The sequence below is a fragment of the Corallococcus sp. AB030 genome, from assembly GCF_003668965.1.
Taxonomy (GTDB): Bacteria; Myxococcota; Myxococcia; order Myxococcales; family Myxococcaceae; genus Corallococcus; species Corallococcus exiguus.
Window position 1 is genome coordinate 14,056 of the sequence record NZ_RAWQ01000132.1, and the last position, 15,654, is coordinate 29,709.

A 15,654-nucleotide genomic window follows, 5' to 3' on the forward strand; every position below is an offset into this window, starting at 1 on the left:
CCACCCCGGAGTCCTCCGGGGTGATGTGTCCGAAGGGAGGCATGGCGCATGGGCGACCGCATCCTGCTGGTGGAGGATGACGACCAGCTCGGGTCCCAGATTGTCGGGCACCTGCGCTGCGCGGGCTTCGAGCCCGTGTGGTGGCGCGAGGGCCGGCTGCTGGTGTCCGGCGACCTGCCGGACGTGAGCCTCGTGGTGTTGGACCTGATGCTGCCGGGCACCTACGGCCTGGACATGCTCAAGGCGCTGAGGACCTTCTCGGAGGTCCCGGTGCTCATCCTGAGCGCGCGCAACGACACGCTGGACAAGGTCCGGGCGCTGAAGCTGGGCGCGGACGACTACATGACGAAGCCCTTCTGGCCGGAGGAGCTGGTGGAGCGCGTGCGAGCGCGTCTGCGCCGGCCCACGTTGCAGAAGGAGCAGGCGGTGGTGGAGATGGGCCCGCTGCGCATCGACCTGCAGGGGCACGCGGTGCAGGTGCAGGGGCGGCCGGTGGAGCTCACGCGGGTGGAGTTCGAGTTGCTCGCGGCGCTGGCGCGCAGGCCGCAGGAGGCGGTGACGCGGCAGTGGCTGGTGGAGCACGTGTTGGATCCGGAGCGTGAGGGCACGGAGCGCACGCTGGACGTCCACGTGTCGCGGCTGCGGCGCAAGCTGGGTCCGGTGAAGTGCGTGGAGACGGTCTGGGGCGTGGGCTACCGGCTGGTGCCCGGGGAGGATGCGTGAAGCTGCGGTTGCGGCTGGCCCTCACTGCGGTGGCGGTGACAGTGCCCGCGGTGTTCGCGCTGGTTCAGGTGGAGCACTCGGTGCGCCGCCGCACGACGGACGAAGTCATCATCGCGTCCACGCTGTCGCAGATGCAGTCCGGGGGCCGAGAACGCTGCGAGGCCACACCCGAGACCTGGATGGTCCGCTCCCGTTCACCCCAGCGTCCGCCGTGGGAGCGCGAAGGCCTGCCCGACGGCAACGGAGGCCCGCCCTCCGGCACGGTCGCGCCGAACGAGCCATCAGGCAATGGGCCCGCATCGGAGGGCCCCAGGCCCAGAGACGAAGGTCCGCCGCGATTGGGGGCCCGGGGGCCGCTGGGGCGGCGCCTGCCGCCGGTGAGCCTCTACCCGTTCGACGGCCAGTTCGTTTCGCGAAACCCGCAGGCACCGGCGCTGGACGACGAACTGCGCAAGGGCGTGCAGGACGACGGCGTGGGCGTGCGCCGCTACTCGAAGGCGGACGGCGCGCTGGTGCAGGACCTGCTGTTGCGCATGTCCTGGGATGGAGGCCCCTGCGAGTACGTGCTCGCGCGTCGGGTGGAGCCCGCGGAGTCGCCAGAGGTGGGGCTGCCGCCGCTGTACGTCTGGGGAGTGCCCACACTCATCCTCCTGTCCGCGATGGTGGTGGCGCTGGGGCCGGTGGTGCAGCGCCTGCGCCGACTGACGGACGAGGTGCGAGCCTCATCGGGCAGCCGCTACGAGCAGCCCGTGACGGTGAACGGCACCGACGAGATCGCGGAACTGGCCCGAGCCTTCCAGCAGGCCCGAGCGGAGATCCAGGCGCAGATGGCGCACCAGCAAGCGCGCGAGCAGACGCTGCGAGACTTCCTGGCGAACACGACGCACGACGTGATGACGCCGCTCACGGTGTTGCAGGGGCACCTGGCAGCGATGCAGCAGCGGATGCGCGCGGGTGAGCCATTGGAATCGGGACTGATGCTGTCCGCGATGAGCGAGGCGCACTACATGGCCTCGCTGGTGCACAACCTGGGAGCGGCGGCGAGGCTGGAAGCGGGAGCACCGCAGGTACAGCACGCGCCGGTGGACCTGAACGCATTGGTGTCACGGGTGCTGGGCCGGCACCAGCCCATCGCGAGGCCGCAGCGCATCGCCCTGGAGAGCGGAGTCCCGGCGACGCAAACCTGGGTGATGGGCGACGAAACCTTGCTGGAGCAGGCGGTCAGCAACGTGGTGCTCAACGGCATCCGTTACGGACGCGAGGACGGCCACGTGGCGGTGGTGCTGGAGACGACGCGCCAGCAGACCTTCCACCTGCGGGTCATCGACGACGGACCGGGCATCTCCGAGGAGGAGCGTTTCAGGATCCTGGAGCGCCGCTTCCGAGGCAACTCGGCACGAACACGAGAGCCGCAAGGCCAGGGCCTGGGCCTGAACATCGTGCACAACGTGGTGGAGCTGCACGGCTGGAAGATGACCCTGGCTCCCTCGGAATACGGAGGTCTGGAGGTCGCCTTCACCGGTCCGCTGATGTCGCCACCGGGGTGACAGGAGGCAGGCTCTCAACGAACCAGAGCTGCTTGTGGCGAGGCTCCTTGTTGTACTGCTCCGCCAGCCACTCCAACTGCGAACGCCAGGGCGAGCGCGCGATCTCATATCGCACGCCGTTCTCGTCCTGGCGCAGCAGGACCCAATGCATGGGGCCTGGGCCTCGGGACGGAAGAGGATGCAGCGGGTCCTGGCTCTCTACGAAATAGCCCTGCTTGTGTCCGCGATGATCCAGGAGGTCCGCGAAGCAACGAGCGGACCGTTCACGCGAAAAACTTGCCACCTCGAACGTGCCACCATGCGTGTCGATTCGAAGGACGCGCCAGCCGCCATGCCCATCGCGCCGCGTCCGCTCCTCGGAGGAGGGCCCCATTTGGAAGGGCTCTTCCGCGGAAAAGGAAAGGTGCGCGAGGACATGCTCGAACTCCGCTGTTTCTTCCGCGATGACCCTGGCGTTCCCGGTGAGGAAGTCCTGCGACAGGACGAACTCCAGACCGCACTGCGCCTCGAGCCACCACGTTTTGATGGAAGCCTCCACGTCCTTCCCTTCGAAGTTCGGAGTCCCCAGTTGGTCCAGGTCCGACAGCGAGAACGTCGCGCTCCCGACCTCGCGCAGGGGAGCCAGGCTGGGAGTCGAAACCTGCTTCAATGATGGAAGCCCGCGTTCCCAAGTGCCCATCAAGATGACCTTTTCACCACGTAGTTCACGAGCTCCGGCCATGCAGCCTCAAGCGAGTCCTGTGACGCTTCCCCGAAAAGAGCGATGGCGTCCACCGGCCGCGCCTCCCCGGTGAGCTGCTCTACGCACCATACCTCCAGCACATTCCGCAGTCCGAGCAGAGGTCCGTTGAGATTCTCTAGCGCCGCATCGGCCAGCAGCTCGCGAGCCTCGGCCCAGCGCCCCTCACGGCACGCCACCACCGCTGAAGCGAGCGATGCGAACCACAAGGGAAAGTCCACCCGCGACCTCGCCTCGGCAAGCCGGGAATCCACTCGCGCCAACCGACCTTCGAGCGCGTCCACCAGCGCGAGCGCCGCGGACAACACCGCGCGGAACTGCGGCGTCAGATCCTTCCGGGACTCCAGACTCGAAAGCTCGCGCCCCGCCATCGGCAGTTGCCAGAGCTGGAGCCGGGCGACGCCGATGTTGTACGTGGGAATGACCTGGACCTTCGCGAGTGGTCGCGACGCCTCGAACCGCTCGAGCGCGGCGGCCACCCTCCCCTCCGACAACAACTGGAGCCCCTCGTCCGTGAGCTTCTTGCTCCGGCGGTAGCGAGGAAGAAAGCAGAGGGCTATCGGCACAAGCAGGGCGAACATGACGACGGGGAACATCGTCAGCGCCAGCCGCCGGTCGGGAATGAAGTGGCGCAGCAATCTGGGCACGCCAACGAGCACCAGCAGCATCACCACTGCGTACGGCCAGGATTTCCGCATGGGCCGTCATCTACGCAAGTCGTCAGCAAATCCCGCGCCCCGAAGCATTCCACCCGGAGCCTGACTCACGGACTGCGGCCGTGGGCCCGCGACGTCGTGCATGCGCGAACACGAAGGTGAGCCACGGACAGACGCGCCCGCCCGGGCCCTGTTGCCTCAAAACCTGTCCGACTGTCGGACAAGTTTCCGCAGCATGGTCCCCAGGCCGCCGGCCCGTCAGTGGGCACAACGTCATGCGCGCACGGATACCAATGTGGTGCACGCACAGGGTCGCCCGCCCGGGCCCGGTTGCCTCAAAACCTGTCCGACAGTCGGACAGGTTTTCGCCCCATGCGGCCCGGGAGCGCGCTGGCCCGGCAAGCGACGCGGCGGGTGGGCCCGCACGTCCATGTCAGACCCCTGTGGTTGGATGGCGATGCTGGGACGAGGAAGGGGATGGGGATGGAACGGCGAGGACTCGTGGCCTATGTGGAGGCGCAAATCGAGCGCGACATCGCGCTGGGGCGGCTGCATCCGAGCGGGCAATTCGGCTCCGAAGCGAAGCTGGCGCGCCGCTATGAGGTGTGCCGGGGCACCATCCGCGAGGCGCTGCGGCGGCTGGCAGCGCGAGGCCTGGTGGTGCAGCGCCCCGGACGCAAGACGCGCGCGGTGCCGCTGGATGAGTCGCTGACGCTGGAGAACCTGGGGCTGGCGCTGCATGACGCGAGCAACCCGGATGCCCGGTGGCTTCTGGAGGGCTACTTCAGCCTCAAGCGGCAGGTGCTGGTGGAGCTTCTGGCCGACTGCTGCGCGAGGGCCTCGGACCTCGACTTGGACCGGCTGGGGAGCACGTGCTACCAGCTCCAGGACGCGGCGCGCTGGGAGTCGGGGGAAACCTGCGCGCAGGCGGAGTTCGAGTTGCTGCGGCATGCGGCGCGGGTGGCGGCGCGTCCGGGGCACGTGCTCCTCGTTCAGTCCCTGCACCGGGCCTTCCTGGGAGGCGCCGCCCAACTGCTGCCGCTCATGGGCGGAGCGGCGCTGCGCGAGTGGGCCTTCCGCGTGATGGCAATTCTGAACGAGCGCGACGTGCAGGCACTTCAGCATGAGCTGCCGGCACTGCTGAAGGCGCGCGATGAGCGCGTGCTGAACGCCTTCGCCCCTGCGCCCCAGTCACCTGCGTCCCCCGAGGCCCCATCCGCCCAAGAGGGACCCATTGGTGCGCCCGCACAGGCCAGCGGCCTGGCGGATGAGGCGAAGGCACGCCCTGGCGTCGAGGAACGTGGCGCTGGCGACTCCGCGCAAACCACTGCGCAGGCGGTCGCGCAGGAGGCACTCCCCGGTGTCGAGGAGCATGGAGCCGACACCTCCAGGTCAACCACCGCGCAAGACGACGCCCTGGAGGTACGCCCCTATCTCGAGGAGCATGGCGCCGGTACCTCCGCATCAACTATCGCGCAGGGCGAAGCGTCGGAGCTGCACCACCACGACGAAAAACATAGCGCCGCCGATTCTGCATCAGCCGTTGCACATGACGAAGCGTCGAAACTGCACCTCCGCGGCGAAGAGCGTGGTGCCAGCGCCTCCTCATCAACTCCCGCACATGACGAAGCGTCGGAACTGCACCTCCGCGGCGAAGAGCGTGGTGCCAGCGCCTCCTCATCAACTCCCGCACATGACGAAGCGTCGGAACTGCACCTCCGCGGCCAAGAGCGTGGTGCCAGCGCCTCCTCATCAGCTCCCGCACATGACGAAGCGACGGAGCTGCACCTCCGCGGCGAAGAGCGTGGTGCCGGCGGCTCCGTGTCAGCCACCGTGCAGGACGATTCTGCGTCGTGTGCGGCGAGGGCCCTTCGCGTCCCCTCTCGCCCATGAAGCTCCGTACGCTGGCCCTTGAGTTGGAACGCTGGTGCCGGTGGGACCTGGACTCCGCCGCTCGCTCCGGACTTTCGCGCCGGCTTTGTCGGCGACCTTCTGGCGATGGGCTCCGCTCACGCCCACTGTGTCCGCCCCAATGCGGGGCGGACACAGTCCAGCTCCCCTCCCCCTCGCCAGGCCACGAGCTGGACGCGACCCGGCTTCCCTCCCCCGAAATCCGCTACCGCGTCGCGGCCCGGCGCGCTGGCGTCCGCCCCTTCACGGTCCGGTGCGCCTGCGCCTTCATCGCCGGCATGCGCCGTGCCTTGTGCGCCCGTGCCTTCACCGCCGGCATGCGCCGCGCCTTGTGCGCCCGTGCCTTCACCGGGCCCCGGCGCGCATAGCCCGCGGGCCGCATCGCCTTCTTCGTCACCACCGCCTTCTTGCGCTGCGCCGTGGCGCGGGCCGCGGGCCGCAGCGTTTTCTTCACCGCCGGCCGCTTGCGCATCGTCGGCCTCGCCTTCCGCGCCGGCACCATCTCCATCCGCCGCAGCTGCGACTCGAAGCGCGTCAGCGCCTTGCGGAACAGGGCTGCCTTGCGCCGCGTGTCCATGCGCCCGCCGATCACACGGCTCCCCATGGGGACGCGCATGGCCTCACGGCGCAGCCGGCGCGCCAGCTTTTCGTACTGGTCCACCATGCCGCGCGCGCGCCGCACCATCCCCATCAGCTCGCGCCGGGACAGCTCCATCAAGTTGCGCGGCGCGCTGGCCAGCACCAGCCGCATCTCCCGCGCGTTCATCAACGCCGTCCCCGTCTCCCGCATCTTGCGCATGTCCGCCCCCTCCCTCGGGTTCGCCAAACAGTCGCAACGTTTGGGGCCCCACCCGACAGCGGCAAGGAGGACGTGGCCGGGGCCTGCCCCACCGCCCGTCCCCGCGGAACAGGGCTGCTGTCCTGCACTCAGCCGGACGTGCTCACTGGAGGCGCGTCCAGCAGCACCGCCAGCTTCTCCAGCGCCAGCCGCGCACGCGTCTTCACCGTCCCCAGCGGTTGGCCCGTCTTCTTCGCGATCTCACTCTGGGACAGCCCGTCGAAATACCCGAGCAGCACCACCTCGCGCTGCTCCGGCGGCAACTGCGCCATCGCCGCCCGCACCCGCGCCTGGTCCTGCGCCGCGGCGGCGGAGTCATCCGGTGACGGCGGCGTCGCGCTCACCGGGGGCGGCTGCTGCGCCACCCCATCCACCATCCGCGACACCGTGCCCAATGAACGCAGTCGATCAATGGACCGCGTGCGCGCGATGGTCGTGACCCACGTCTCCAGTCCGCCGCGCGCCGGGTCGAACTCTCGCGCGCGCCGCCAGACCTCCAGGAAGGTCTCCTGCAGCACCTCTTCCGCGTCCGCCCGCGTGGGCAACAGCCGCACCCCGATGGCGAACGCCCGCGCGGAACACCTCGCGTAGACATCTCGCATGGCCGCGGCGCTGCCGAGTGCCACCTGCTTCAACAGGTCGCGGTCGGCCGACTGGTCACTCGCTTGCTGAGCAGCGGAGTCGTTGGGCGCCATGTTCGTCCCGGATACCGCAACCGGAGGGGCGGATCCCAGCTTCAACTATCAGGGCCCGTCTACCCGGTTCCTCGGGCTGGGCGACCGCTCCCTCCGTTCCTAACGTTGACAGGCCAACGCGACCAGGCGGCGGCCATCTTCAATCATCAACACCCGCGCAATGCCGCCTGGAGCCACTGACTCAGAGTCCTATAAGGGGCCGCCAGCCGATATGACCGAACGACTCGGAAGCGTGTTCATCGAGAACGTCCAGCCGGAACTGGACGCGGGGCGCTACGCCATCAAGCGCGTCGCCGGGGAGAGCCTGACCGTCCGGGCGGACATCTTCAAGGAAGGCCACGACGTCCTCGTGGCCGTCGCCCGCTGGCGCCAGGTCACCCCTGCTGCCCAGAAGACGGACTGGGCCGAGGTCCCTCTCGCCTTCAAGAACAACGACGCCTGGGAAGGCTCCATCCCGCTCGCGAAGAACGGCCGTTACGAATTCACGATTGAAGCCTGGCCGGATCTCTTCCGCACGTGGGCGCACGAGCTGAAGCGCAAGGTGGACGCCGGCCGTGACGTGAAGAGCGAGCTGCTGGAGGGCGCTGCCCTGCTGGAAGGCGCCGCCGCTCGCGCCAAGGGCAAGTCCGCGGAGGACCACCGGTTGCTCGCCGAGGCAGGGGCCCGCCTGCGCACGCCGCCCACGCCGGACCACCTCCTCGCCGCGCTGTCTTCCGAGCTGGCGGACGCCGCGTCACGGCATCCGGACCGCACGCTCGCCAGCAAGTACGACAAGGTGCTGGAGGTGTTCGTGGACCGGGAGAAGGCGCGCAACGCCGCCTGGTACGAATTCTTCCCCCGCTCCGCGAAGCGCGACGGCAAGACGCACGGCACCTTCAAGGACGCGCAGGCCTGGCTGCCATACATCCAGAAGCTCGGGTTCGACACCGTCTACCTGCCGCCCATCCACCCCATCGGGCGCACCGCTCGCAAGGGCAAGAACAACAGCCTGCGCGCGGAGCCCGGCGACGTGGGCAGCCCATGGGCCATTGGCGCCACGGAGGGCGGCCACAAGGCCGTGCACCCGGAGCTGGGCACGCTGCAGGACTTCCGCGCGTTCGTGGACGCGGCGAAGGCGCACGGCATCGAAGTGGCGCTGGACCTGGCCTTCCAGTGCTCGCCGGACCACCCGTACGTGAAGGAGCATCCGGAGTGGTTCCAGCACCGCCCGGACGGCACCATCAAGACGGCGGAGAACCCGCCCAAGCGCTACGAGGACATCGTCAACTTCGACTGGATGGGCCCCGCTCGGGACGCCCTCTGGAAGGAGCTCAAGTCCGTCGTGCTGCACTGGGTGGACAACGGCGTGCGGACCTTCCGCGTGGACAACCCGCACACCAAGCCCATGCAGTTCTGGCACTGGCTCATCCGGGACGTGCAGGACCTGCACCCGGACGTGCTCTTCCTGTCCGAGGCGTTCACCCGCCCCAAGGTGATGAAGGCCCTGGGCAAGGTGGGCTTCACCCAGTCGTACACGTACTTCACCTGGCGCCTCTTCAAGGACGAGCTGCGCACGTACCTGGAGGAGATCACCCAGCCGCCCGTGGCGGACTACTTCCGCGGCAACCTCTGGCCCAACACGCCGGACATCCTCCCGGAGAACCTCCAGAACGCGGGGCCCGGCGCCTTCCGCGTGCGCGTGGCGCTGGCCTCCACGCTGTCGTCCGTGTGGGGCATGTACTCGGGCTACGAGCTGTGCGAGGGCCGCCCCGTGCCGGGCAAAGAGGAGTACCTGGACTCGGAGAAGTACCAGCTCGTCGCCTGGGACTGGGACCGGCCGGGCAACATCTCTGGATGGATTTCCAGGCTCAACGCCATCCGCAAGGCGCACCCCGCGCTCCAGCACTACCAGGCGCTGCGCTTCTTCGAGTCCGACAACGACCGCGTCCTCTTCTATGGCAAGCGCTCACCGGACGGCCTCAGCACGGTGCTGGTGGCGGTGAGCCTGGATCCGTACGCGCCACAAGAAGCCCTGCTCCGCGTGCCCATGGAATGGCTGGGCGTCACCGCGGAGGAGACCTATCAGGTGCAGGAACTGATGGCTGATCAGCGCTCGCTCTGGCAGGGCCCGGACGTGCAGGTGCGCCTGACGCCCGAACAACCCGCGGCCATCTGGGCCGTGTACCGCTACCGCCGCACCGAACACGCGTTCGACTACTTCGAGTGACTCCCTCCGAGAGGCGTATGGACCTGGATCCGCTTTGGTACAAAAAAGCGCTCATCTACGAGCTGCACATCCGCGCATTCCATGACTCGAACGGGGACGGCCACGGGGACATCCCGGGCCTGATTGAAAAGCTGCCGTATCTCCAGGACCTGGGCGTGGACTGCCTGTGGCTCCTGCCGCACTACCCGTCCCCGCTGCGCGACGACGGCTACGACATCGCGGACTACTACGGCATCCACCCGGACTACGGCACGCTGGCGGACTTCCAGCGGCTGGTGGAAGAGGCCCACAAGCGCGGGCTGCGCATCATCATCGAGCTGGTGGTGAACCACACCAGCGACCAGCACCCCTGGTTCCAGGAGGCGCGCAGGGACCCCCAGAGCCCCAAGCGCAACTGGTACGTCTGGAGCGACACGGACGAGGCCTACAAGGGCGCGCGCATCATCTTCACCGACACGGAGCGCTCCAACTGGACGTGGGATCCGGTGGCCAAGCAGTACTTCTGGCACCGCTTCTTCAGCCACCAGCCGGACCTGAACTACGACAACCCCGAAGTGCAGGAAGCCATGCTGGACGTCATGCGCTTCTGGCTCAACATGGGCGTGGACGGGTTCCGCTGCGACGCAGTGCCCTACCTCTTCGAGCGCGAGGGCACCAACTGCGAGAACCTCCCGGAGACGCACGCGTTCTTGAAGAAGCTGCGCAAGACCATCGACTCCGAGTACCAGAACAAGGTGCTGCTCGCGGAGGCGAACCAGTGGCCCGCCGACGTGCGCGTGTACTTTGGCGAGGGCGACGAGTTCCACATGGGCTTCCACTTCCCGGTGATGCCCCGCCTCTTCATGGCGGTGCGCCGCGAGGACCGCACGCCCATCGTCGAAATCATGCAGCAGACGCCGGACATCCCGGACACCTGCCAGTGGGCCATCTTCCTGCGCAACCACGATGAGCTGACGCTGGAGATGGTGACGGACGAGGACCGGGACTACATGTACCGGGAGTACGCCACCGACCCGCGCATGCGCATCAACCTGGGCATCCGCCGCAGGTTGGCGCCGCTGATGGACAACGGCCGGCGCCGCATTGAATTGATGCACAGCCTGCTCTTCACCCTGCCCGGCACGCCGGTCCTCTACTACGGGGACGAAATTGGCATGGGCGACAACATCTACCTGGGCGACCGCAACGGCGTGCGCACGCCCATGCAGTGGACCGGCGACCGCAACGCGGGCTTCAGCCGCGCGGACTACGCGCGCCTCTTCGCGCCCGTCATCGCGGATCCCGTCTACGGCTACCAGTCCATCAACGTGGAGGCCCAGGAGCGGCAGAAGTCCAGCCTGCTCCAGTGGGTGAAGCGGATGATTGGCATCCGCCAGCGCTACCCCGTGTTCGCCATGGGCACCTTGCGCTTCCTCACCACGGAGAACCGCAAGGTGCTGGCCTTCGTGCGGGAGTGGGAGGGCCAGACGGTGCTCGTCGTGTGCAACCTGTCGCGCTTCGCGCAGCCGGGCGTGCTGGACCTGCGCGAGTTCGAAGGCAGCATCCCCGTGGAGTTGATTGGAGAGACGCCATTCCCCCGCATCAGCGACCTGCCCTATCAGCTGTCGATGGGGCCTTACATGTTCCTGTGGTTCCGGTTGGACAAGCCGCTGCAGGCGAAGGAGTAACCCCGCGTGACCCCCCTGGACCTGACCAAGCTGCCAGACTTCCTCAAGGCCCAACGTTGGTTCGCCGGCAAGGCGTGGCCCATCAAAAGTGTCAGCGTGGCGGACCACGTGAACATGGACCTGGGCACGTGCTCCTTCACCCTGGCCATCATCGAAGTCGTCTACGAGTTGGGAAATCCGGAGCGCTACCAGCTCCAGGTCCGGCACACGGCCGACGGACTGGTGAGCGCGCTGGAGGATGACGACTGCGTGCGCGCCGTCTTCAACCTCGCGCGCGAGGGCCGGCAGGTGGTGTCCGGCTCCGGCCGCGTGGTGGGTGAATGGATCGCCTCCACGGACAGCGGCGTGGCGCTGCCGGATCCGCTCTCCGTGCGCCGGCTCAACGTGGAGCAGAGCAACACCTCGCTGGTGCTGGGCGAGCGGGTCATCGTCAAGGTCATCCGCAAGCTGGAGGCCGGCGTGAACCCCGAATACGAGGTGGGCCGCTTCCTCGCGACGAAGACGTCCTTCCGCGCGACGCCGCAACTGGTGGGCGCGCTGAACCTGGAGGGCCCCGCGGGCGCGACGCTCGCGCTGGCGCACCGCTTCGTGCCTGACGCCGTGGACGGCTGGAAGTACACGCTGGAGCGGCTGCGCCAGGAAAAGGCGCTAAGCGAGCGCTTCCTCGGGGACATGCGAGACCTGGGCGCGCGGTTGGGAGAGCTGCACAAGGCGTTCGCCTCCGCGGAGCCGGAGGACCTGGCGTTCTCCCCGGAGCCGCTGCTCCAGGAGGACCTGCAGCGCTGGAGCGCGTCCATCGTGGGCGAGCTGGGCGTGACGCTGGCGGACGCCGGCCGGCTGCACGCGGACCTGGAGAACAAACGCGACGGCCTCATCGCGTACGCGAAGCGGCTGGCGCAGGTGGCGCCCTCCGGCCAGAAGATCCGCATCCACGGCGACCTGCACCTGGGCCAGGTGCTGCGCTCGGAGGGCCAGTGGCTGTTCTTCGACTTCGAGGGCGAGCCGTCCCGCTCCTTCACCGCGCGCCGTGAGAAGTACAGCGCGCTGCGCGACGTGGCGGGGATGATCCGCTCGTTCGACTACGCGGAGGCCACCGTGTCGCTGGAGGGCGGCCAGCCGCGCGGGCGCGTGGGCCCCACCCGCGACGCGTTCCTGGAGGGCTACCGCCAGGCGACGCGCGGCGCCCCCTTCCTGCCCGACAACGATGAAGCCTTCAACGTGATGTTGCGCGCCTTCGAACTGGAGAAGCTGTTGTACGAAGTGCGCTACGAACTCGCCAACCGGCCGGACTGGGTGCGCATCCCCGTCGAGGCCCTGTTGCGGATGGAGGATGCCCAGTGAGGAAGCCTGCGGACAGAGCACAGGTGGACGCGGAGCTGCAACGCGTGGTGGAGCTGCGCCACCCGGAGCCCCACTCCATGTTGGGCGTCCACCCGGACGGCGACGCGGTCGTGGTGCGCGCCTACCGCCCGGAGGCCGTGGCCGTCCACGTCCTGCCGGAGTTCGGGGGCAAGGTGCCCATGCAGCACCGCACCGGCGGCGTCTTCGAGGCGCGCATCAACGGCCGCACGGAGCCCTTCGGGTACCTGCTGGAGGTGGAGTACCCGGGCAAGAAGGTCTTCACGCTGCGCGACCCGTACAGCTTCCTGCCCACCATTGGGGAGATGGACCTGTACTTCGCCGGCGAGGGCCGCCACGAGCGGCTCTGGGAGCGCATGGGCGCGCACCTCATCCACCACAACGGTGTGAAGGGCACGTCGTTCGCCGTCTGGGCCCCCACCGCCCGGGGCGTGTCCGTGGTGGGTGACTTCAACGGCTGGGACGGCCGCCTGCACGCCATGCGGCGCATGGGGTCCTCCGGCATCTGGGAGCTGTTCGTCCCGGAGGTCGGCGAGGGCACCCGCTACAAGTTCGAAATCCGGCCCGGCCACGGCGGCGGCCCGCTGCTCAAGGCGGACCCCTTCGCCTTCCGCACGGAGACGCCGCCCGCCACCGCGTCCGTGGTGCACGACCTGCAGCGCTACGCCTGGGGCGACAGCGCGTGGCTGGAGGCGCGCGAGAAGCACGTGGACGCGGCCCAGCACCCATGGAGCGTGTACGAGGTCCACCTGGGCAGCTGGCGCCGCGTGGTGGAGGACGGCGACCGGCCCATGACGTACCGCGAGCTGGCGCCGGAGCTGTCTCGCTACGCGAAGGAGCTGGGCTTCACGCACGTGGAGCTGCTGCCCGTGTCCGAGCACCCCTACGGCGGCTCCTGGGGCTACCAGGTCGGTGGCTACTACGCGCCCACCTCGCGCTTCGGCCACCCGGACGACTTCCGCTACCTGGTGGACTACCTGCACCAGGAGGGCATCGGCGTCATCGTGGACTGGGTGCCGGGCCACTTCCCGCGCGACAGTCATGCGCTGGGCCAGTTCGACGGCACGTCCCTCTACGAGCACTCGGATCCACGCCAGGGTTCGCAGCCGGACTGGGGCACGCTCGTCTTCAACTTCGGCCGCAACGAGGTGCGCAACTTCCTCATCGCCAACGCGCTGTTCTGGCTGGAGGAGTACCACATCGACGGGCTGCGCGTGGACGCGGTGGCCTCCATGCTCTACCTGGACTACAGCCGGAAGCACGGCGAGTGGGTCCCCAACCGCTGGGGCGGCCGCGAGAACGAAGAAGCCATCCAGTTCCTGCGCGAACTCAACGACACCATCCGCCGCAAGCACCCGGGCGTGGTCGTCATCGCGGAGGAGTCCACCGCGTGGCCCAAGGTGTCCCAGCCCGTCAGCGAGGGCGGCCTGGGCTTCCACTTCAAGTGGAACATGGGCTGGATGCACGACACGCTGTCGTACTTCTCCAAGGACGCCGTCTACCGGCAGTTCCACCACAACCAGCTCACCTTCGGCCTGCTGTACGCGTTCAGCGAGCACTTCATGCTGCCGCTGAGCCACGACGAGGTGGTCCACGGCAAGGGCAGCCTCTACGGGCGCATGCCGGGCGACGCGTGGCAGAAGCGCGCGAACCTGCGCGCGCTGTTCGCGTGGATGTGGGCCCACCCGGGCAAGAAGCTGCTCTTCATGGGCGGCGAGTTCGGCCAGCCGGCGGAGTGGAACCACGACAAGAGCCTGGACTGGCACCTGCTCAATGACCCGGGCCACAAGGGCATCCAGAACCTGGTGGGCGACCTGAATCGCATCTACCGCGACCTGCCCGCGCTGTACGACTCGGACAGCGAGCCCGTGGGCTTCCAGTGGCTGCAGCCGGACGCGTCCGCGGCGAACGTGCTGGCCTTCGTGCGCCGCTCGCGCACGCCCGGCCGTCACGTGGTGTGCGTGGCCAACATGTCGCCGGTGCCTCGCGAGGATTATCGCGTGGGCTTCCCACTCCACGGCCGTTATGTGGAGCTGGTCAACACCGACGCCGGGGAGTACGGCGGCAGCGGCATGGGCAACCGGGGCCAGGTGCACACGGAGCCCACGGGTTGGGACGGCCAGCCCGCGTCCGCGACGCTCACCCTGCCCCCGCTGTCGGTGGTGTGGTTCACGCCGGGGTAGCACGCCCCGGCCTCACCGGAAGGATTTGGGGCATGGCGGCAGGAGCAGCGGCGAAGCGGAAGCTGGGAACGTCGGGCCTGGAGGTGTTCCCGCTGTGTCTGGGCGGGAACGTCTTCGGCTGGACGGCGGACGAGGCGACCTCGTTCGCCGTGCTCGACGCGTTCGTGGAGGGCGGCGGCAACTTCGTGGACACCGCGGACGTGTACTCGCGGTGGATCCCCGGCCACGTGGGCGGCGAGTCGGAGACGGTGCTGGGCAAGTGGATCGCCTCGCGCAAGGCGAAGGACCGCCTGGTGGTGGCCACGAAGGTCGGCGCGGAGACGGCGCTGGGCAAGGGCCTCACGCGCGAGCACATCGAGAAGAGCGTGGACGCGTCCCTGCGCCGCCTGGGCGTGGAACGCATCGACCTGTACTACGCGCACTACGACGACCCGAACACGCCCTTCGAGGAGACGCTCCGCGCCTTCGACGCGCTGGTGAAGGCGGGCAAGGTGAAGGCGCTGGGCCTGAGCAACCACACCGCGGAGCGCGCGCAGGAGGCCCTGGACACGCAGAAGAAGCTGGGGCTCGCGCGCTACCAGGTCATCCAACCGGAGTACAACCTGGTCGAGCGTCCGAAGTTCGAGGGCGCGCTCCAGCAGGTGAGTGAGAAGGAAGGCCTGGCCGTGGCGCCCTACTTCGGGCTCGCCGCGGGCTTCCTCACCGGCAAGTACCAGGAGGGACAGCCTGCACCGGCGTCACCGCGCGCGGGCAACGTGCTCAAGAAGTACGGCAACGCGCAGGGCTGGGGCGTCGTCGCCGCGCTGAAGAAGGTGGCGGAGCGCCGGGGTGCCACGCCGTCGCAGGTGGCGCTCGCGTGGCTTTCGACGCGGCCCACGGTGGAGGCGCCCATCGCCAGCGCCACGTCCGTGCCGCAGGTGAAGGAGCTGCTCGGGGCCTTCTCCCTGAAGCTGGAAGCGGACGACCTGCGCGAGCTGGACAGCGCGTCTTCGAAGTAGCGCCGTCTAAGCCATCCGGGGTAAATCTTTGCCTACCCAACGAGTGCGGGCAGAGGAGATGAGACGTCGGAAGCCTCCTGGGCGGCCCAACTGCGCCAGGAGGTGGACGGCAGCAGCGTAGAAGTCCTCCCG

12 protein-coding genes are annotated in these 15,654 nt (G+C 68.6%); 8 read left to right on the plus strand and 4 right to left on the minus strand.

Annotated features, from left to right (window positions below):
• Positions 1-48 precede the first annotated feature (48 nt).
• Together D7Y15_RS27445 and D7Y15_RS27450 are read left to right on the plus strand one after the other, a co-directional pair.
• The gene (locus D7Y15_RS27445) at positions 49-723 is read left to right on the plus strand and encodes a response regulator transcription factor (protein ID WP_121754426.1); all 675 of its coding nucleotides are present in this window, start codon (positions 49-51) and stop codon (positions 721-723) included.
• Positions 720-2,270 carry a cell wall metabolism sensor histidine kinase WalK gene (locus D7Y15_RS27450; protein WP_121754427.1) on the plus strand — a complete coding sequence of 517 codons (1,551 nt, stop codon included), beginning with the start codon at positions 720-722 and terminating at the stop codon, positions 2,268-2,270. Before D7Y15_RS27445 ends, D7Y15_RS27450 begins: the two co-directional genes overlap by 4 nt.
• Here the strand turns inward: D7Y15_RS27450 and D7Y15_RS45970 are convergent.
• Together D7Y15_RS45970 and D7Y15_RS27460 are read right to left on the minus strand one after the other, a co-directional pair.
• Positions 2,239-2,949 (minus strand): hypothetical protein, encoded by a 711-nt coding sequence (locus tag D7Y15_RS45970; protein WP_233605106.1) that lies wholly within the window; start codon positions 2,947-2,949, stop codon positions 2,239-2,241. The genes D7Y15_RS27450 and D7Y15_RS45970 overlap by 32 nt on opposite strands.
• Positions 2,949-3,707: a hypothetical protein gene (locus D7Y15_RS27460; protein ID WP_126935551.1), complete on the minus strand. Its 759-nt coding sequence runs from the start codon at positions 3,705-3,707 to the stop codon at positions 2,949-2,951. The genes D7Y15_RS45970 and D7Y15_RS27460 overlap by 1 nt, the downstream gene beginning before the upstream one ends.
• 435 nt (positions 3,708-4,142) lie before the next feature.
• Between D7Y15_RS27460 and D7Y15_RS45975 the strand changes: the two genes are divergently transcribed.
• Positions 4,143-5,558 (plus strand): FadR/GntR family transcriptional regulator, encoded by a 1,416-nt coding sequence (locus D7Y15_RS45975; RefSeq protein ID WP_233605107.1) that lies wholly within the window; start codon positions 4,143-4,145, stop codon positions 5,556-5,558.
• 223 nt (positions 5,559-5,781) lie between these two features.
• Here the strand turns inward: D7Y15_RS45975 and D7Y15_RS27470 are convergent, their stop codons facing one another.
• Both D7Y15_RS27470 and D7Y15_RS27475 read right to left on the minus strand, forming a co-directional pair.
• Entirely contained in the window at positions 5,782-6,375 is a 594-nt protein-coding gene (locus tag D7Y15_RS27470; protein WP_120576227.1) for a hypothetical protein, read from the minus strand.
• Positions 6,376-6,503: 128 nt separating this feature from the next.
• Complete coding sequence (locus D7Y15_RS27475) at positions 6,504-7,109, minus strand: sigma-70 family RNA polymerase sigma factor (RefSeq protein ID WP_121754429.1); 606 nt, start codon at positions 7,107-7,109, stop codon at positions 6,504-6,506.
• Between the two features lie 211 nt (positions 7,110-7,320).
• Here D7Y15_RS27475 and D7Y15_RS27480 point away from each other — a divergent pair, with 211 nt between their 5' ends.
• Genes D7Y15_RS27480 through D7Y15_RS27500 form a run of 5 tightly spaced genes read left to right on the plus strand, consistent with a single transcriptional unit; the run spans position 7,321 to position 15,522 of the window.
• Positions 7,321-9,315 (plus strand): alpha-1,4-glucan--maltose-1-phosphate maltosyltransferase, encoded by a 1,995-nt coding sequence (locus D7Y15_RS27480; RefSeq protein ID WP_120576229.1) that lies wholly within the window; start codon positions 7,321-7,323, stop codon positions 9,313-9,315.
• Positions 9,316-9,332: 17 nt separating this feature from the next.
• Positions 9,333-10,982 carry a maltose alpha-D-glucosyltransferase gene (gene treS / locus D7Y15_RS27485; protein WP_120576230.1) on the plus strand — a complete coding sequence of 550 codons (1,650 nt, stop codon included), beginning with the start codon at positions 9,333-9,335 and terminating at the stop codon, positions 10,980-10,982.
• Between the two features lie 6 nt (positions 10,983-10,988).
• Positions 10,989-12,323 (plus strand): phosphotransferase, encoded by a 1,335-nt coding sequence (locus D7Y15_RS27490; RefSeq protein WP_121754430.1) that lies wholly within the window; start codon positions 10,989-10,991, stop codon positions 12,321-12,323.
• The gene (gene glgB / locus D7Y15_RS27495; protein WP_121754431.1) at positions 12,320-14,524 is read left to right on the plus strand and encodes a 1,4-alpha-glucan branching protein GlgB; all 2,205 of its coding nucleotides are present in this window, start codon (positions 12,320-12,322) and stop codon (positions 14,522-14,524) included. Before D7Y15_RS27490 ends, glgB begins: the two co-directional genes overlap by 4 nt.
• A 32-nt stretch (positions 14,525-14,556) precedes the next feature.
• Positions 14,557-15,522, plus strand: coding sequence for an aldo/keto reductase (locus tag D7Y15_RS27500; RefSeq protein WP_121754432.1), 966 nt, complete (start codon positions 14,557-14,559; stop codon positions 15,520-15,522).
• Positions 15,523-15,654: the final 132 nt, after the last annotated feature.